This is a genomic window from Bacteroides sp. Ga6A2 (assembly GCF_000702225.1).
GTDB lineage: Bacteria > Bacteroidota > Bacteroidia > Bacteroidales > Bacteroidaceae > Ga6A1.
In genome coordinates this window covers 41,172-60,498 of record NZ_JNKX01000023.1, presented here as the reverse complement: position 1 = coordinate 60,498, position 19,327 = coordinate 41,172, and the positions used below count along the sequence as shown (strand labels likewise).

The 19,327-nt window shown below is 45.6% G+C and carries 15 protein-coding genes; 6 read left to right on the top strand and 9 right to left on the bottom strand.

The window, feature by feature from the left end:
* Position 1: 1 nt before the first annotated feature.
* Positions 2-3,019, bottom strand: coding sequence for a SusC/RagA family TonB-linked outer membrane protein (locus T538_RS0107525; RefSeq protein ID WP_031533232.1), 3,018 nt, complete (start codon positions 3,017-3,019; stop codon positions 2-4).
* Positions 3,020-3,268: 249 nt separating this feature from the next.
* Between T538_RS0107525 and T538_RS0107520 the strand changes: the two genes are divergently transcribed.
* Together T538_RS0107520 and T538_RS0107515 are read left to right on the top strand one after the other, a co-directional pair.
* Positions 3,269-4,315: a LacI family DNA-binding transcriptional regulator gene (locus T538_RS0107520; RefSeq protein ID WP_031533230.1), complete on the top strand. Its 1,047-nt coding sequence runs from the start codon at positions 3,269-3,271 to the stop codon at positions 4,313-4,315.
* A gap of 35 nt (positions 4,316-4,350) precedes the next feature.
* Positions 4,351-5,736 carry an MFS transporter gene (locus T538_RS0107515; RefSeq protein ID WP_031533229.1) on the top strand — a complete coding sequence of 462 codons (1,386 nt, stop codon included), beginning with the start codon at positions 4,351-4,353 and terminating at the stop codon, positions 5,734-5,736.
* Here T538_RS0107515 and T538_RS0107510 read toward each other — a convergent pair.
* Positions 5,733-6,590 (bottom strand): SGNH/GDSL hydrolase family protein, encoded by an 858-nt coding sequence (locus tag T538_RS0107510; protein ID WP_231497084.1) that lies wholly within the window; start codon positions 6,588-6,590, stop codon positions 5,733-5,735. The two genes, T538_RS0107515 and T538_RS0107510, sit on opposite strands and share 4 nt — an antisense overlap.
* Before the next feature lie 137 nt (positions 6,591-6,727).
* On the opposite strand from T538_RS0107510, the gene T538_RS17680 reads away from it, so the two are divergent.
* From T538_RS17680 to T538_RS0107485, 4 genes are all read left to right on the top strand, one after another.
* Entirely contained in the window at positions 6,728-8,047 is a 1,320-nt protein-coding gene (locus T538_RS17680; protein ID WP_051655951.1) for a tetratricopeptide repeat protein, read from the top strand.
* A gap of 246 nt (positions 8,048-8,293) precedes the next feature.
* Positions 8,294-10,861: a hypothetical protein gene (locus T538_RS0107500; RefSeq protein WP_031533225.1), complete on the top strand. Its 2,568-nt coding sequence runs from the start codon at positions 8,294-8,296 to the stop codon at positions 10,859-10,861.
* A 452-nt stretch (positions 10,862-11,313) separates the two neighbouring features.
* Positions 11,314-12,111, top strand: coding sequence for a hypothetical protein (locus tag T538_RS0107490; RefSeq protein WP_155993061.1), 798 nt, complete (start codon positions 11,314-11,316; stop codon positions 12,109-12,111).
* Entirely contained in the window at positions 12,105-12,770 is a 666-nt protein-coding gene (locus T538_RS0107485) for an ATP-binding cassette domain-containing protein (protein WP_031533222.1), read from the top strand. Before T538_RS0107490 ends, T538_RS0107485 begins: the two co-directional genes overlap by 7 nt.
* Positions 12,771-12,920: 150 nt before the next feature.
* Here T538_RS0107485 and galE read toward each other — a convergent pair whose 3' ends face one another.
* The 7 genes from galE to T538_RS0107450 form a co-directional block, all read right to left on the bottom strand.
* Positions 12,921-13,961, bottom strand: a complete 1,041-nt coding sequence (galE, locus tag T538_RS0107480; RefSeq protein ID WP_031533220.1) for a UDP-glucose 4-epimerase GalE — start codon at positions 13,959-13,961, stop codon at positions 12,921-12,923.
* 143 nt (positions 13,962-14,104) lie between these two features.
* On the bottom strand, positions 14,105-14,725 hold the full coding sequence (locus T538_RS0107475) for an electron transport complex protein RnfA (RefSeq protein ID WP_031533219.1): 621 nt from the start codon (positions 14,723-14,725) through the stop codon (positions 14,105-14,107).
* A gap of 19 nt (positions 14,726-14,744) precedes the next feature.
* Entirely contained in the window at positions 14,745-15,326 is a 582-nt protein-coding gene (locus tag T538_RS0107470; protein ID WP_031533218.1) for an RnfABCDGE type electron transport complex subunit E, read from the bottom strand.
* A 17-nt stretch (positions 15,327-15,343) separates the two neighbouring features.
* Positions 15,344-15,988, bottom strand: coding sequence for an RnfABCDGE type electron transport complex subunit G (locus T538_RS0107465; RefSeq protein ID WP_031540961.1), 645 nt, complete (start codon positions 15,986-15,988; stop codon positions 15,344-15,346).
* Positions 15,985-16,980, bottom strand: a complete 996-nt coding sequence (locus tag T538_RS0107460) for an RnfABCDGE type electron transport complex subunit D (protein ID WP_031533215.1) — start codon at positions 16,978-16,980, stop codon at positions 15,985-15,987. Before T538_RS0107460 ends, T538_RS0107465 begins: the two co-directional genes overlap by 4 nt.
* A gap of 8 nt (positions 16,981-16,988) precedes the next feature.
* Complete coding sequence (gene rsxC / locus T538_RS0107455) at positions 16,989-18,332, bottom strand: electron transport complex subunit RsxC (RefSeq protein ID WP_031533213.1); 1,344 nt, start codon at positions 18,330-18,332, stop codon at positions 16,989-16,991.
* Between the two features lie 33 nt (positions 18,333-18,365).
* Complete coding sequence (locus T538_RS0107450; RefSeq protein ID WP_031533211.1) at positions 18,366-19,325, bottom strand: Fe-S cluster domain-containing protein; 960 nt, start codon at positions 19,323-19,325, stop codon at positions 18,366-18,368.
* Positions 19,326-19,327 lie beyond the last annotated feature (2 nt).

Here is a 19,327-nt window from a genome sequence, read left to right as displayed (position 1 = left end):
TTTAGAAATTAAGTGACAAGCCAAGCATTGTGTTGAACGGACGTGGGTAGATGTTGTTGTCGATACCGCCCTCAACCTCTGGGTCCAAGCCATCATACTTGGTAATTGTAAATACGTTTGATGCAGCAACGTAGATGCGTCCGCTCACGCCCTTGTACTTGGCAGCCTTGAACAGGTTGTTGAAACTGTAACCGAGTGTGATGTTGTCGCACTTCAGGAATGATGCGTTCTGCACGAAGTAGTCAGACAATACATTGTCGTAAGTACACCAGTTTGTCTCAGCCGACTTCTTCAAGATATTATGAGTATAGTTGAATGAGCTGTCGTAAGTCTTTGCAACGTTTACGAAGCCAGCCTCGCGGTCGTTAAACACGTAGTTGCCGATGCTTCCGCGGAACGAGCAGCCCAAATCCCAGTTCTTGTACTGGAAGCGAGTAGCAAAGCCGAATGTGAACGGAGCAGATGCACTCTTGTAGAAGTAACGGTCCTCGGTTGTAATCTGTCCGTCGCCGTTGCGGTCAACATACAAGCCCTCGATAGGCATACGGTTCTCGTCATAAACCTGCTGATAAACCCAGTATGAACGTGCTGGCTTTCCAACGGTGTGATACTGAGCCACGTTACCTGTACCTGCGCTGATGCCGCCGTCCTTAGCCTGAACGATACTTGCATCGCCTGTGAGCTCGGTAATCTTGTTGTCGTTGTATGTCATGTTAGCACTGATTTCCCAGTACATGTCGTTCTTTACGATTGGCTTGACAGTTGCAGAGATTTCGATACCCTTGTTCTCCATCGAACCGATGTTCTTTGTAACCTGATTACGGAAGTTAGAACCGGCTGATACAGGAGCGGTATTGATAAGGTCTGTCGTCTTGCGGAAGTAGTAATCAACACTGAAGTTCAAGCGGTTGTAGAAGAATCCGAAGTCAAGTCCGGCATTGTAAGTAGCAGTTGTCTCCCACTTCAAATCAGAGTTGTATGCGTTAGGACGATACAATGTTCCGTTGCCATACACAGGATAGTATGCGCTTGCGATTGTGCTTACATTGTAAGATGTAAAGTAGTTGTAATCGCCGATGCCTTCCTGCTGACCAGTCTTACCCCAACCGAGGCGGAGCTTGATTTCTGAAACATCCTCAACATCCTTTAGGAATCCTTCCTCGTTAATTTTCCAAGCAAAGGCGAATGCAGGGAATGTTGCGTAGTGCTGCTTGAATCGTGATGAACCATCGCGACGAACAGTTGCAGTAAGCAAATATCTGTCGAGCAATGAGTAGTTCAGACGACCGTAGAAACTCTGGAGGCGGTTCTCGCTTGCCCAAGGCTTAGCGTTGATATTTGTTGCCTTTCCGCGGAGACTCTCGTCGTTGTTTGTCTTCTGATAATATCCGCAACCGTACTTGTCGCCCCAGTATTTTGTTCTTGAGTACTCGTAACCAGCCATCACATCCAAGTGATTAGCATCGTTAAAGTCCTTGTAGTACTGCATCCATCCTGTAAATGTGTAGCTGTACTTGTTTTCCTTCTCGTATCCGTCCCAGCCGTAGTATGTGTTTGAATAACTGCTGATAGGAATACTTGTTGTCTCCTTACCGTTTGAGCGGTTGCCAGATGCACCGGCATGCAGTCTCAAATCCTCGAAGCCGTGAACCTTGTAATCCAAGTCGAGGCTTCCGATGTAAGCGTATGACTTAGAATACTTGTCGTAAAGGTTCAGCAATGAAACAGGGTTACCAACAGACTTGCTGTTTGCTGTATTCACCCAGTTAGGGTCGTTAAGAGCCGAACCGTTGTCGAGCCACTGGAAGTAGCCAGCAAAGTTCTTATACTTAGGGTCGCTGCTCGTAATTGGCTGAGTTGGGTCCATGCGTACTGCTGCACCGATGGCTTCGGTGTTTGCATAGTCGGTATCAGCCTTCATGAACTTTCCGTTGAAGTTTGCTGTAAGATGATTCTCGAACAGAGATGGTGAGAGACTCAAACTGGCAGTATAACGCTTGAAGTCGGAAGTCTTCAGGATACCTTGCTGGTCGGTATAGCCCAACGATACGCGATAAGGCACGTTCTTCAAACCGCCAGAAACTGTAAGGTTATGGTCGTGGCTCAACGCTGTGCGGTAAACCTCGTCTTGCCAGTCGGTATTTGCATTTCCAAGAAGCTTGTAAGCGTCAGAATCGGCACCGTAGTAACTCTTTATGAATGCGCGATACTCGTTTGCATCCATCACATCAACCTCGCCGCTGCGTGTGCTGAGCGAAACGTTACCATTATATGTAATCTGTGGAGCAGAAGCCTTTCTACCCTTCTTTGTAGTGATGATGATGACACCATTTGAACCACGCGAACCGTAGATGGCTGTTGCAGAAGCATCCTTCAGTACGGTAAATGATTCGATATCAGCTGGATTGACCATAGAAAGAGGGTTAGCCAAACCCTTCACGCCCTGATTGTCGAGGGCAAGACCGTCGATTACGATAAGAGGGTCGTTAGATGCGTTAAGCGAAGCACCTCCACGGATTCTGATTGTTGCGCCCTCGCCCGGAGCACCGCCCTTTGATGTTACGTTAACACCGGCAATCTTACCTTGCAGCATGTCCTGCGGATTGGTTGTGAGACCCTTGTTAAGCGCATCTGGCTTCAAGGCTGTAACCGAACCGGTGAGGTCGTTCTTCTTTGCAACACCGTAACCGATTACCACCACGTCTTGCAACGACTTCGCATCTTCCTGCAAAAACACAACCATGTTGTTTGTAGCCTGAAGTGTCTGCGAAACATATCCTACGAACGATATTGTCAGTTGTGCTCCCTTCTTACAGTTAAGAACGAAGTTTCCGTCAAAATCGGTTATAGTACCGTTGGTAGTACCCACTTCAGAAACGTTGGCACCAATAATGCCATCGCCCTGCGAATCCTTGACCTGTCCTTTCACAGTTATCTGTGCAAAGGCACTCACTGACAAGAAAAGCCCTAAGATTAGGGACAGCACCTTTCTGAAGATGCTAAAACTCACTTGCTTCATGAAATCTTTTAATTTAAGTTAACTATTTATATTCCCTTGGTATTAGCATGCATCTTTTTTTAAAAAAGCATGCACGGTTATATTTTACGCATCAAAAATAGTATACAAAAAAATACAATAACACAATTTTAACATTTTTTAATATATTTCCTCTACGCAATCGTTTTCATACGTTTAATTTGTCTATATATTAGGTATATTTTATATTAGACAAAAAATAACTATATTTGCATCATAATCGATAATCCCATGAAGCAGACAAGAATAACAATAAAAGACATAGCCAAGGAATTCGGCGTTGCCGTGTCTACGGTTTCGAGGGCTCTGCACAACTCTAACGAGGTGAGCGACGAACTGAAGAAGAACATCTGCGACTATGCCGCCGCGCACCACTATCAGCCCAACATGCTGGCAACGAGTCTGCGCAACTGCCGGGTTGAGCGCACAAAGACCATAGGCGTGATAATTCCTAAATTCGTACATTATTTCTTTTCGTGCGTGCTGTCGGGCATCGAGACAACGGCAAGCCATCAGGGCTACTCTATAATGGTGGCGCAGAGCGACGAGACCTACGAGAACGAGAAGGAGATTATGCAACGCTTCAATGCGGCGCGCGTGTGCGGTGTCATCGTCTCGCTGGCAAAGGACACCAAGCAGTACGACCATTTTCAGGAGCTGCTCAACATAAAGGTTCCGATTGTGTTCTACGACCGCATCTGCACCGAACTGAAGACAAGCCGCGTAGTGGTAGACGACTATGCCGGCGCGTTCGAGGCTGTGGATTACATGATAAAGACGGGATGCCGACGGGTTGCCTTCCTCGGCTCGGTAATGACTCTCGAAATTGCCAAAAACCGATGCAACGGCTACAAGGACGCCCTGCTCAAAAATCACATAAAAATTGACGAGCGTCTGATTATGCAGTGCGACAAGCAGGGCGACGCACATCTTCTGCTTCCTAAACTGCTGCTCGACAAGGACAGACCCGATGCCCTCTTCGCCATAAACGATGACATTGCGTTCGAGGCTCTTCAGGTATGCCGCGAGCTGAATCTCGACGTTCCGAAAGATGTATCAATCTGCGGATTCTCCAACAGCACGATAACAAAGGTGTGCAACCCTCAGCTCACATCGGTTGAACAGCGCGGATACGACGTTGGAGTTGAAGCCGCCAAGATTCTGATTAACAACGCCGAGAACAAAGACGAGGACATAAAGATAAAGAACAAGATTATAGAAACTACGCTGGTGGTAAGAGGCAGCACGCTGCCAATGCCGCTTAACGACGAAAACTGAACATTCTGAATTTTAATCTTTAATACAAATATAGCATGAAAACAAAACCAGACATGAGCTTCTGGAAGCTGTGGAACATCAGTTTCGGCTTCTTCGGAGTACAGATTGCATACGCTCTCCAGAGCGCAAACATAAGCCGAATATTCGCAACGCTCGGCGCAGACCCTCATAACCTTAGTTTCTTCTGGATTCTGCCGCCGCTGATGGGCATCATCGTGCAGCCTATCGTCGGAGCAGCAAGCGACAACACATGGACTCGCTTCGGCAGGCGAATCCCCTATCTCTTCGTCGGAGCGACGGTGGCGGTGGCGGTGATGTGCCTTCTGCCTAATGCCGGAAGTTTTGGAATGAGCGTTGGCACGGCAATGATTTTCGGACTCATAGCACTAATGTTCCTCGACACGAGCATTAACATGGCTATGCAGCCGTTCAAGATGCTTGTGGGCGACATGGTTAACGAGAAGCAGAAGACAAAGGCTTATTCAATACAGAGTTTTCTGTGCAACGCAGGCTCTCTGATGGGCTATCTCTTCCCTATCTTCTTTACATGGATTGGCATTAAGAATGTAGCCGAAGAAGGCGTTATTCCCGACTCGGTAATATACTCGTTCTATATTGGCGCGGCAATTCTTATTCTGTGCGTTCTGTACACAACGGCAAAAGTAAAGGAATGGAATCCGCAGGAATATGCCGAATATAACGGAACAGGCGAAAGCGAAGCGGAAACGCAGGTTGCAGAGAATGAGGCAGGAAAGAAATCTGGCGAAAGGTTCGACAAACTGCTCCTGAATGCTCCGAGTGCCTTCTGGAGCGTGGGACTGGTTCAGTTCTTCTGCTGGGCAGCCTTCATGTTTATGTGGACTTACACCAACGGAACAATAGCCGCAAACATCTTCGACACTCCAACCGTTGAACGTGGCGGTGCGTTCGTTCTCGACACCACTTCGGCTCAGTATCAGAGTGCAGCCAACTGGGTGGGCGTTCTGTTTGCCGTTCAGGCTATCGGCTCAGTGCTTTGGGCTATCGTCATCCCGATGATTAAGAATATCAAGGCGGCATACATCATCAGTCTCGTTTTAGGCGGAATAGGCTTTATCAGCACAAACTTCATAACCGACCAGCACGTCATCTTCATCTCGTTCCTGCTTATCGGATGCGCTTGGGCGGCAATGCTCGCACTGCCATTCACCATTCTTACAAATGCGCTCACGGGCTACGGCCACATGGGCACTTATCTCGGCTTGTTCAACGGAACGATATGCCTTCCGCAGATAATCGCGGCATCGCTTGGCGGAGTAATTTTAGGTTTGTTCAGCGTTCCCGAAGGAACGGCTGCACCAGAGCCTTATATGCTTGTCATAGCAGGAGTTCTGCTGTTTGCTGGTGCAGCCGCAGTTCTTCTTATCAGAGAGAAAAATTAAAACTTGGCAGGCAGCGACATCAGCTGGAACTGCAAAGTCTTGGCAATACGATAATCGCCAACGGCGTTAGGATGCAGACGGTCTGTTTCCGGTTTGTGGAAATAGACCGTCTGTTCGTCGTATAACGGGTACAGTCCGCAAAGCGAATGGAGGTCGATAAGCGGCACCGACCACATCGAAGAAGCCTGCTTCAGGGCATCGACATACGATTCGAGGAACAATCCCTGAGCATTGGCGAAGTTCTCATCGGGCTGAACATTCTTTGCGTTGAAGTTAGCAAGCGCGCGATGGATTGGCGTACAGAGGATTATCTGCTTTGTTGGGAACTGATGCTTTAGATAGTCGAATACCTTGTTCACGCGTCCGCAGAATGTTGTATCGTTTATCAGCGGAGTGCGATGGCGCAGATAGTACATCTTGCCGTTTTTGTTGGCCTCGGCTGCATCGTAGCGCCAGAACTCGCCCATCGGCAGACTTGCGTTATAGTCGTTTGTTCCGGCAAAGATTATGATGGCGTCGATGTCGTCGGGATGCTCTTCCTTCAGTTTCTGTGCCTGCTTGTATATGCCATTCCACTGGTTGCCGTTAATACCATAAACGAAAGGCTCTATGCCGAGCAGTTCTTCGAGATACTCCCAGTAGACGCAGGTTGTTCCGATGCGTCTCTTGTCGGTCATAGAGTCGCCGAGGAATGCCACCTTTGCGCCCTTCCACTGCGTATTGAGGGTTTTCTCGCCTTTCTGCACCTGAACCTTCGGTGCTTTGACAAACTGCGCCGGCTGATTGTTCTGCGCGTTGGCACACAGCATTGTGCCGCTAAGCGCCAGCATCATCATTGTTCTAAAGTTATTCATCTGTATTTTTTAATATAGTTACGCGTGCAAACATAAGAAAGTTTGCCGACTCTCACAAACTATTTCTGTACAATTTAGTTTTTCTGTTGATTTATATTTGTATCTTTGTAACTTTAAGAATGCAAAACTGATAAAATATGAAATCCAAACAAGCACTTACAATTTTGATGTTTTTCTTTTGTCTGAACATTTTCGGACAAAAGACTGATGTTGTCTCGAAACAACAAGAAACCATACTACAGTTGCAAAAAGAAAACAATGATTTGCAAAAGCAACTGGATAAAATGGAAAAAGAAATAGAAAGAAATCGGGATGAAGTAAAAAATAAAGTTTCAGAATTAGATGAAGCCATGTCTCGTTGGGTAACTATTTTTAGTATAATTGTAGGTTTTCTTGGTGTTCTTGCACCATACGTTCTAAACTCAAAGAGCGAAGAACGTCAAGAAAAAAGATTTTCCGAAATTGAGGAAGAATTAAGTAAGCAAATTGAAACTCTGAACGAGCGAGCAAAAACTGAATTAAATTCACAAATTTTAGAAGCAAAAGAACAAGCAGGAATTGCAACAAAAAAAGCAGAAGAAGCAAAAGGACAAGCAAAAGATGCTAAAGTTAGCCAATTATTCGCTCAAGCCGTAAATGAAAAAGATCCGACAAAAGCTATTGCATTATATAATGAAATCATACAAATTAACCCAAATCTACATGAAGCATATAATAATCGAGGTAATGCAAATCTTCAATTAAAGAAAATGTCCGACGCTATAAAAGACTTTGATATCGCCATTTCAAAAAATCCAAACTGTTCAGAAGCATACAATAATCGTGGAAATGTAAAAAAACTTGTACAAGACCTACATGGTGCCATAGAAGACTACACCATAGCAATTAATAAGGATTCAAATTGTACAGTTGCATACAACAATAGAGGAAACATAAAATTCCAAATTAATGACCTACAAGGAGCATTAGAAGACTTCAACATGGCCATAGCAAGTAACCCAAATTACGCAGAAGCTTATTATAACAGAGGAAACTTGTATTTTCAAGTTAACAAATTACAAGATGCATTAAAAGACTTCAATATGGCTATATTGAAAAATCCAGATTTTACAGATGCATTTAATAATAGGGCAAATATAAAAATCCAGCAGAGAGATTACTTGGGAGCTATAAAAGATTATAACATGGCGATAAGCAAAAACCCATATTATTACCAAGCATACAATAACCGTGCTATTGCCTACTCCAATATAGGAAAAAACGAAAACGCAATAAACGATTTAACAAATGCAATATCACTTTATCCAAACTTTACAGAAGCATACCGCAATCGAGCAGCATGCTATCATCATTTAGCAGAAACAGAAACCGATGCTACCCAAAAGAACGAATATCTTCAGAAAGCAAAAGAAGACAATGATAAAGTAAAAGAATTAGAAAATCTAAACAAAAGCTAAACTATAAAACAGATACAGATATCTATCGGAGTGGCAAAAATCATGCCACTCCGATTTAATTTTCCAACAGCATATTATCTGCAAAAATCTCTTAAAAATCCATTGATAAAATGTAAAAAAATCTTAATTTTGCAGTTCTGGATAAAAATAATGAGGCTCTATAATCAAAAATCACAGATTAAAGTGCTCAGCAATAATTTGTTACAAACAAACTTTTAGGTAATAAAAAGATTGAAGGAATAACTTATGGGAGTAGTTTTTCAAACTATCATCAAGTCTCGCGGCTTGACAGAATGTACCAAACCAATTTGGAAACTTAAAATATCGGACTCTGAATACGAGGACTTGCGCGCCGTAATCGCCAAGCAGATTAACATTTCGAGCCCCGATATCAGCAACCCTTTCTTTACCGTTTGCAAGGAGGCTACGCTCTTCTTTGCCGAATACTGGCACAGAGAATATGCTGGCGGAAACAGAACAAAGGAGATGGTGTTCAAGGCGCTGGGAACGCGAAAGAACAATCCCGAACTGGTTCAGCGTCTGTACGAGGCGGCAATGAAGGGCTGCAAGTTTATGGAGGTTGAAAACTACGACGACGGCAAGACCAACCAACTCGACAACATGCTGTTTCAGGGCGGTCTGCCAATGAAGTTGATTACCAAGAACATAACCAACTCTGTTTACAACCATTTTGTGCGCGGACTGCTTAATCATCGCATCGGCATAGAGGAGCTTAACCTTGGCAACGACGCGCTGCACAGCAACAGCATCAGACAGTATTGCAGTCAGTTGGCTCACGCTGCCGAGGCTGGCGACTACACTCAGATGCCTTTCCATTGCGAGAACGAGTTTAACGGCTGGTTCGTCTACCTAAACGAGCTGGCAAAGCAAGAACGCGAGACAAACAGCGAATCGGCTCCGTTCACGCTCGAATGGAATTTCAATGTAGACAGCGAAAGCAAAACCATTGATGCTGAGTTCGTTGTGAGGGGAATGCAGAAACTTCCGCTTCAGTTCCTCATCGACGAAAAACTGCTGAAATTGCCGTTCTTCCCCGTACAGGTTAAGGCTAACGGCAAGATAGTTAGCACGTTCGACTACGAGAAGCATTTCTGCCGTCAGTCTGTTGTATGCCGCAGCGCGTACACAATGGGCGAGGTAATTTCGGTTGTGATAAACGACCAGAAAGAGCCAATCATTAACCGCGGTATGAACATAAACGCTCCGCAGATTCTGTTCCAGAACAACGACGGAACATTCACCGCAGGAAGCAAGATTGGCTCGCAGAAGTGTCTTATAATCATCCCTGAAGACTGGAACGTAAAGGACGAAGACACATTCACTACTGAAGAGTATTCTATCAGCGGAACGAAGGTGAATGTCGTTTCTCTCGATGCTGATTTCAACGGAAGCGTTGAGGTTTGCAGCAACGACGACTCAGTCACATTCAGCAGCAACACTCCCCTTTTCTGGACCGAGCAGACTCCGCGACAGATTTACCTTCCAGAGGTCGTTGAGCCACTATACAACGCCAACGACTGCCGCTATTCGCTTTGCACAAACGTGGGCGGCATAGTAAAGAAGCAGAAGATAAACAACGTCCAGTTCAGAAACGCGTCTTCGAAAGACTGGCGAATCCTGCCATCGCTCGGCGAGATTCTGGCACGCGTGAAAGAGCCTAACGGCAACTTTGTTTACCCTGCCCGAATGATTAACGTAGGCGGTGACATAGCATTTGGAATCATAGAGGCTGGCGCAGAATCATGCAAGATTAAACTGACTTGGGAGCACGGCGAAATTGCCACCGAAGACGGCAATCTCATCGACGAAGGCACATGGGAGTTCGAGAAGAAGGACGACCGTAACATTGCCAAATTCACGCTTACGCCTTACGACACAGAAATTCCGTTCGGCATCAGCGTAAGACTTCCGTTCGTGGGATTCAGCATCTCCGATGCCGAGGGCGACATTGTTGAAAACGGCGGCACAATAGCCTATTCCGACATCGACAGATATCAGTATCATATCGTGGGCGAAAGCGTCAGCCAGTACACTATCGGAAACATCTGCCGAAAGGTTGAATGGAACGACAATCGCCTGTATATTCAGGAGAACGACCAGAAGCAGAAGTCTGCTCCGTTCGAGGCTTGTCTGACGGGCCTATTCGGTCATCGCGAACGAGTAAAATCGCTTCTGAAAGAAGCCGGAAACACTCTCGAAGTAGTCTTTACATTGGCTAACAACGAGACATTCAGCATAAACATAAATACTCAGGCCGTTGCAGTCAAAACAGTTGAACCAGAAATCGACACAGAGGCTGAAAATGCCATCAGCGAGGAGCTTGACGAGGCAACAATGGGCGACGACCTTTGGATGAGCATCATAGCCCAGTTTAACAAGTCGATACGCGAGAACATATCGCCAAACTCGTCTGTTGCGCTGCGCTGCGTGGCACGCGAGCCGAAGCATCTGATGAACCTTGCCTTCCAGTTGTTCGCCCTATGCTCAACAAACGACGAGCGCGAGATTCTAACCGAGCAGCTGAGGGCTTTTGCCGGCGAACTGTCATTTAACTGGAACATCATCGGCTCACAGATTGACACCATTATGATGACGCTCAACAACTTTGTAGGCGACCTCGAAAAACCTTTCTTGAAGAATGTTTACACCAAGTGGGCTATGTCGCGCGAGGAGAAGAAGATGACTTACTTGTCAGCCCTTAACAGCAGCAAGGCTTACAACGATTACATCGGTCAGTGTCTGATGGATATAATTACATCATTCACCGGCTGGGTTAAGGAACTTGTAGACTGATCCAACGCTGTCTTTCCGACAGATAAAATACAATCGCCACACGTCTTCCATGAACGTGTGGCGATATTTCTTTCTAATAATACTCTCTTTTTGTTACATTCTGCTTTTTTATCCATATAGAATCATCAAAAGTCTGGATATAGAGATAATTATGAGATTCATCCTCTTTCACAAGATAAACAACATCTCCAGAATAAAGCACCGCAATTCTTCCATTTTTGATATAATCACGCAGCAACCTTAACATTATTCGTCAAAACCCGTCACAAAACAATAAAAATAAGTATCTTTGCACAAAACAAACCTTTACTATTTTAATGCTAAACCAATACACCAAACTACGGCTGAAAACGATATACCGCCTTTGCAAGGCAATAGGATTTTTCGCGTGTGCAGTAATCTTGACTTTATTCGTCACGCTTGTGTTAGCACTATCAAGAAATCCACCATATATGACGGCTCTTTTATATGCTGCGGTAATTATTACGTTGCACTTTTCGCGACCAGATGCAACATTTTTGCAGACTTATTTCCCCACATCATTCAAACGGCTCTATATTGTTGATTACTTGACTATCGCCGTTCCATTCATCGGCATACTACTAACATCCAAGGATTTTCCATACATCGGCATTATACTTCTGTTAGCCTTTGCCATTCCGCTAATACCAAAGAAGCAACTTCCCTTTCAGCTTCCAACCATGCCATTTCTGTCTGACGGAAGTTACATATATCAGCGTGCCGGACGATTATTACTGCCATTTTACGCGATATTACTTTTAGTCGCAGCTATCGGAGCATACATTGGCAACAATAATCTTGTAATCGTCGTAAACATTACAACAGCAGCAACCTTCGGCATTATGCTTTGTCTGAAAATCAACAGACAATACATCTTTAACTATGTCAGCGCAAGCCATGCTATAAAGTTAAAATGCAAGCACGCATTTGCAAATACCAGCATCATTATGACACCGATGCTTATATGCCTGCTACTTGTCAGTCCATCGTGGTTGCAGATGGGCATCTGCCTGTCGTTTTACATCAACTGTTCCATGTTATTTCTGCAACTCGAAATGCTACGCTTCATCTGTCCCGAACAAGACTTTTCGACACTCATTGCTTACACTGTGCAAACTTGTCTTTTCGTACTGTCGGCAATGGTTCCAATATTCACTTTCGCATCACTATCCGTTACCGTCATTATGGCGTTTCGGGCACACTCATCTATAAACAAAATGCTATGTTAGAAATCAAGAATCTTTCTAAAAAATATTCAGGAAAAACCGTGCTGGACAACATCTGCTACACGTTTGAAAGCGGAAAAATATACGGTATTATGGGCGAGAACGGTGCTGGAAAGAGCACGCTTTTCAGATGTATCATGCACTTGGAAAAGTTCGACGGCGACATCTCTGTTTCTCCCCCACACAAAATCGGATATCTTAGCGACACGCCTTTCTTCTACTCGTTTGTTACAGGCATGGAATACATTGAATTCTGCCTCAAAGCAAGCAATATCTCAATAGACAAACAGAAAATCACCGCGCTGAATAAAAAATTCGCATTACCTCTCGAAAGATATGCAACCAACTATTCTATGGGTATGAAGAAAAGGCTGATGATTATGACTCTCATGCTTCAGAACTATGACTTGGTGGTTTTGGACGAGCCTTTCAACGGGCTCGACCTTGCAGGAGTTATCCTACTCAAACAATGGATAAAACAGATGAAAGAAGAAGGCAAATGTATCATTCTCTCATCGCACATAATATCTTCACTGACAGATATATGCGATGACATCTCATATATTCACAACGGAAAAACAGTTGCTAACTTCACCGGAAAATCTGCCAATGAAATAGAAATGGAGATTTCGAAGTTTTATCTTGAGTTCACAGAAAATTAGTCTATACAAATTTACTTTATATATTGCACGGTTAGCCACAAATTAAAATCATCCCTCACCATCACGGTGAGAGATGATTACAACACAAACACAAAATAAAACACGACAAAACTACTATGCAATATATAATTTTGCTCTAAGTATTTCTTTTTACTGAATACCCTCTTCGCGAAGTTTTACCTGCCATTTCCAAGCACTTGCGAGAGTGTCTTCCAGACTTGTTTCGGCCTTCCATCCAAGAACCTCGTTTGCCTTCTTTGGATCAGCCCAAACCTTCTCGATATCTCCGGCACGGCGACCAACAATCTTGTAGTTCAGTTTAACGCCTGTAACCTTTTCGAAGGTATTGATAAGCTCGAGAACCGAAACGCCCTTTCCTGTTCCAACGTTGAAGATTTCAACCGGCTCGTTCTGCTTGTTCTCAAGGATTCTTGCCATTGCACATACATGAGCCTTTGCCAAGTCAACAACGTATATATAGTCGCGGATACATGATCCGTCTGGGGTATCATAATCGTCACCAAACACGCTCAACTGCTCGCGAATGCCGATGGCAGTCTGTGTAAGGTAAGGGATAAGGTTCTGCGGAACACCGTTCGGCATCTCGCCGATGATTGATGTTGGGTGCGAACCTATCGGGTTAAAGTAACGAAGGAGAATAGCTCTTACGTTTGCACCGCTATGCACATAATCCTGAATAATCTCCTCGTTTACCTGCTTTGTATTGCCGTAAGGGCTTTCAGCCTTCTTAATCGGAGCAGCCTCAGTTACAGGCAGATTCTCCGGGTCTGGCTGGCCATATACCGTACAAGAAGAAGAGAAGATGATTCCCTTTGTTCCGTACTTTGGCATAAGTTCAAGCAGGTTAATGAGTGACACTATATTGTTGCGATAGTAAAGCAGCGGCTTCTGAACGCTTTCTCCAACTGCCTTGCTGGCTGCGAAATGTATGATTCCGTCAATGTTACCATACTTTGCAAATACCGCCTCGAGTTTGGCGAAATCAGTACAATCAACTTCCTCAAAGTCGGGTCTGATTCCTGAAATCTTTTCAATTCCATCAACAACCTCTTTCTTAGAGTTCGACAAGTTGTCGACAATAACAACCTTGTAGCCAACGCTCTGCAACTCAACCACCGTGTGCGAACCGATAAATCCGGTTCCGCCAGTAACCAATATAGTACCTTTCATCTTATTAGTGTTTTTATTGTCTGGCAAAGATAGTATTTTTTTCGCAAACGCAACAGAAAAAGGAGATAAATTTGCCTCAAAACAAAAAAAGACGGCCGAACTTCTATGTTCAGCCATCTTTTTAAACTATGATTTGGCTATTTTTATAGTCCAAAGAGAACTTTCAATCCACCATCAACTCCGCTGAAGCCCATGAATGCCATTGCCAAAAGACCGGCAGAAACAAGCGCGATGGCTGTACCCTTCATTCCGGCAGGAACTTCAACAAGGTCAAGCTGCTCGCGAATACCGGCAAAGATAACCATTGCAAGTGCAAAGCCCAAAGCAGTTGAGAACGCATACACAATACCAGTAAGAAGGTTTGGCTCGATGCCGTATGTTGCGTATGTGCCCTGTGCCACGATGATTGCAACACCAAGGATACAGCAGTTTGTTGTGATAAGAGGAAGGAACACACCAAGGCTCTGGTAAAGAGCTGGAGAAACCTTCTTCAGAATAATCTCAACCATCTGTACAAGTGCAGCAATAACGAGGATGAACGCAATTGTCTGCAAGTACTGCAAGCCGAATGCGTCGAGCACGAACTTCTGCAAAAGATATGTCACGATAGTTGCGATTGTGAGCACAAAGGCTACAGCCGCACCCATACCAGAGGCTGTCTCAATCTTCTTTGAAACGCCGAGGAACGGACAGATACCCAAGAACTGTGACAACACTACGTTGTTCACAAATATAGCGGTAATAAATATAAGTATAAATGCCATAATTCTTAACTTTTACAGGTTATGCTTTTAACTTGTTTACGATGGCGATAAGATAGCCAAGCGCAAGAAACGCACCCGGAGCCAGCACAAACACCAACATTCCGTAGTTCTCAGGGAAGATTTCAAAGTTGAAAATCTTACCAGAACCGAGGAACTCGCGAACTGCACCAAGAGTTGTAAGACCAAGGGTGAAACCAAGACCGATACCAATACCGTCGAAGATTGATGGGATTGGACCGTTCTTTGCCGCGAAAGCCTCGGCACGACCAAGGATGATACAGTTTACAACGATAAGCGGAATGAACAGACCAAGAGATGCGTAAACATCTGGCACGTATGCCTGAAGAACCATCTGAAGGATTGTTACCAAGCTGGCAATCACCACGATGTAAGATGGGATACGAACCATATCAGGAATAAGGTTCTTGATAAGCGAGATGAGGAAGTTTGAGAAAATCAAGACTGCCGTTGTCGCCAATCCCATAGACATACCGTTGATAGCCGATGATGTTGTACCCAGCGTAGGACACATACCCAAAAGGAGTACAAACGTAGGGTTCTCTTTAATGATACCGTTTAGCAGAATTTTAAAATTATTCATATCGATACTCCTTTCTTTTATTTGTTACTACATGTTGAAGTCTCGGCAACCGAATCATTTACGCACTCGTCGGCAGCAACGGCAGGCGCGCTGCATGATGCGCCGCTCTTGTAAGCCTTGTATGCTGCATTAACGGCACGGAGGAATGCGCGGCTTGTGATTGTTGAAGCAGTGATGGCATCAACATCGCCACCGTCCTTGCTTACAACAAGCTCCTTCTCGCCCGGATTCTTCCCGATGATGTTACCCTTGCCGTCCTTCTGGAACCAAGTAGAAGCCTTTGCTCCAAGTCCCGGAGTCTCGGCAGTCTCAAGAACCTGATAGCCCTTGATGCTTCCAGCCTCATCGAAACCAACGAGGATTGTAAGGTTACCGCCAAAACCGTTAGGGTCTGTGCTCTGTACGGCTGCACCCTTGTCGGTGTTGTAGATGATGGCAGTAATATCGCCCTTCTCGTTCTTCATTGTATCAACCTTCTGAACTACAGGAGCTGCTTCAGCAACAAGAACCTTCTGGATACCAGCAGCAAGGTTCTCAGCCTTAATCTTCTCAATCTGAGGGGCTGTCATCTGGTTTACATAAGCCAGAATACCAGCAGCCACAACCGACACTACGGTCAGTACAATGGCCATATTACCAATAGTAGAATCAAGCTTTTTCATTTCTTAACAACCTCCCCAAATCTTTTAGGTTTACAATAATTGTTGATAAGTGGTGTAAAGGCATTCATTATAAGAATTGCAAACGACATACCTTCTGGATATGCACCGAAGTTACGGATTACAACTGTAAGGAAGCCTATTGCTACACCATAGATAACCTGTCCCTTTGAGTTCATTGGTGATGAAACATAGTCGGTTGCCATGAAGATAGCACCCAACATCAGACCACCGCTGAACAATACTTGGAACGGATCAGCATATACAGGATTTGCAACGTGCAAAAGTCCTGCGAACACAAGAACTGTACCGATGATAGATACAGGAATATGCCATGTGATTGTCTTCTTGAAAAGCATCCATGCAAAGCCGATGAGCAATGCAAGAGCTGAAATCTCACCAAGACAGCCTGCACCGCCCTGTGAGTAAGTTCCGAGAAGCATATCCATAGAACTTGGAAGCTGGCTCAATACTGAAGCATCGCCGCTCTTGATGGCTGTTGTCATGACAGACAATGGAGTTGCACCGGTTGTTGCATCGGTATAAGCACCGAGCTGACCAGCCTCTGGCCATGTTGTCATCTGCACAGGGAACGAAATAAGAAGGAATACACGACCAACGAGCGCAGGGTTGAAGATGTTGCAGCCAAGACCGCCGAATGTCATCTTGCCGATGCCGATGGCAACGAGCGCACCGATGATGATAATCCAGATAGGAAGGTTACTTGGCAGGTTGAAGCCGAGCAACAGACCTGTGAGGGCAGCAGACAAGTCGCAAACGGTTGGCTCTGCCTTCAGAATGAATCGTGTAATTGCCCATTCAAAGAACACACATGCTGCAACTGATGTGAGCATTACAACAGCAGCACCAACACCAAACGCGTACAATGAGAACAACGCAGCAGGCACAAGCGCAATGATAACATTGAGCATGTTATTCTGTACACTGTCGCCGCTGTGTACGTGTGGTGACAAAGATATTGTTAATTTTCCCATTTTCTTAATTATTTAGTGTTACGGGCTCTGATAATGCCCATTACTGTCTGCTTACCGATACGGATATTGTCGAGCAGAGGTCTGTGCGAAGGACAAGTAAACTGGCAAGAACCGCACTCGATACATGATGTGATGTCCTCAGCCTCAGCCTTCTCCCAGTTAGCCTTTGCCGAAACTGTAGCCAACAAGAATGGCTCCAATCCCATAGGACATGCGCTAACACACTTGGCACAGCGGATACAGTTGCTTGCCTTTCCGCGCTTTGCCTCCTTGTCGTTCATGATAAGAACGCCTGATGAACCCTTGCAGATTGGCACTTCGATATTCATGAGTGCCTTACCCATCATAGGACCGCCGCCGATAACCTTACCTGTGTCAGATGGAAGTCCGCCGCAAGCCTCAATCAACTGGCTCATCGGTGTACCCATACGAGCAAGGAAGTTGCTTGGCTGTGCAAGGCTCTTACCTGTAACTGTAACGATACGCTCGAACAATGGCTTGTTCTTCATAACTGCCTCGTAAACGGCGTATGCAGTACCTACGTTCTGAACAACTGCGCCCACGCTGATTGGAATTGCTGGAGGAGCAGGAACCTGACGGCGGATAACTGCGTCGATAAGTTGCTTCTCACCACCCTGTGGATATTTAGTCTTCAAAGGTACAATCTCGATGTTTGGATAAGCCTGAGCCTTCTCTGTCATCAGTTTGATGGCATCTGGCTTGTTCTCCTCGATACCGATGTAACCCTTGTTTACCTTTACAGCCTTCATGATGAGGTCAACACCAACGAGAACCTGATCTGCCTTCTCGAGCATCAGACGATGGTCGGCAGTAAGATATGGCTCGCACTCAACAGCGTTGATGATAACGCACTCAGCCTTTGCTCCCGGAGGAGGACAGAGCTTAACGTGTACAGGGAAGCAAGCACCTCCCATACCAACAAGTCCGGCGTTCTTTATCTTCTCAACGATGAGCTCAGGAGTGAGGTCGGGACGGTCAGCAGTCTTGACAAGGTCTTCGCTGCGGTCGATAGTCTCTTCCCATTCGTCACCCTCAACCTTTATATATATAGCAGGCTTGCGATAACCGCTTGCATCGATAACTGTATCAATCTTCTGCACAGTTCCTGAGACAGAAGAGTAAATACCTGCCGAAACGAAACCTCCTGCCTCGGCAATCATGGTTCCGACCTTGACCTTGTCGCCCTTTGCAACAACAGCCTTAGCCGGCGCACCGATATGCTGACCAAGCGGGAACACAGCAACCTCAGGGAGGGCTGCAACCTTTATCGGCTGGTCGGCAGACAATTTATTTTCTTCGGGATGAACACCGCCAATTCTAAATGTCTTCACTTTATTCGGTTTTTTGTTTGTTACTAAATTTGATTAAGCCTCTGCCTTTGGAGTTTCCTCTGCCGCAGGTTTTGGAGCCTCGACAGCAGCAGCCTCAGCCTTTGGAGCAGCCGGAGCAGCAGCTGGTGCATCCTCAGTCTTTGGCTTTGGTACAGGAACTTCCCATGTAGCGTGGATTGCGTGGCGTACGTTACATGCGTTTACGCACTGACCGCAAGCCTTACACTTCTCAGGGTCGATGTATGCGAGGTTGTTCTCAAGGGTGATAGCCTCGAACTTACATACCTTAACACACTTGCCGCAACCGATACATGACACGTTACATGCCTTCATTGCAACAGGACCCTTGTCCTTGTTAACACAGTCAACCCACACACGGCGGGCAGAACCTTTCACTACACGACCCTTTGGACGAATCTCGATGATGTTACGCGGACAAGCCTTAGAACATGCACCGCAGGCTGTACACTTCTCCTCGTCAACCTCTGGCAGGCCAGTCTCTGGGTTCATGTGGATGGCGTCGAACTTACATGCGCCAACACAATCGCCGCAGCCCAGACATCCGAACTGGCAAGCAGTCTCACCAGCACCTGTTGCATTTGCAACGCGGCAAGAGATTGCTCCGTCGTACTCGACAATGCGAGGGCGGTTCTGGCATGAGCCGTTACATCTAACAACAGCCACCTTTGGCTCGGCAGCAGCAGCCTCAAGACCAAGGATAGCTGCAACCTTCTCCATAACAGGCTGACCGCCTACTGGACAGAGCTTGCCCTCGAGCGAACCGCCGTCGGCAGCCTTTACGCATGCTGCGGCAAAGCCTGAACATCCCGGAAAGCCACATCCACCGCAGTTTGCCTGTGGCAAAACCTCAGACACCTGTCCGATGCGTGGATCTTCGTGAACAGCAAACTTCTTAGAGGCAAAGAACAAGACCAAAGAAGCCAACAGTCCTATTGCTCCAAGAACAATTACTGCAATCAGAATTACATTCATAA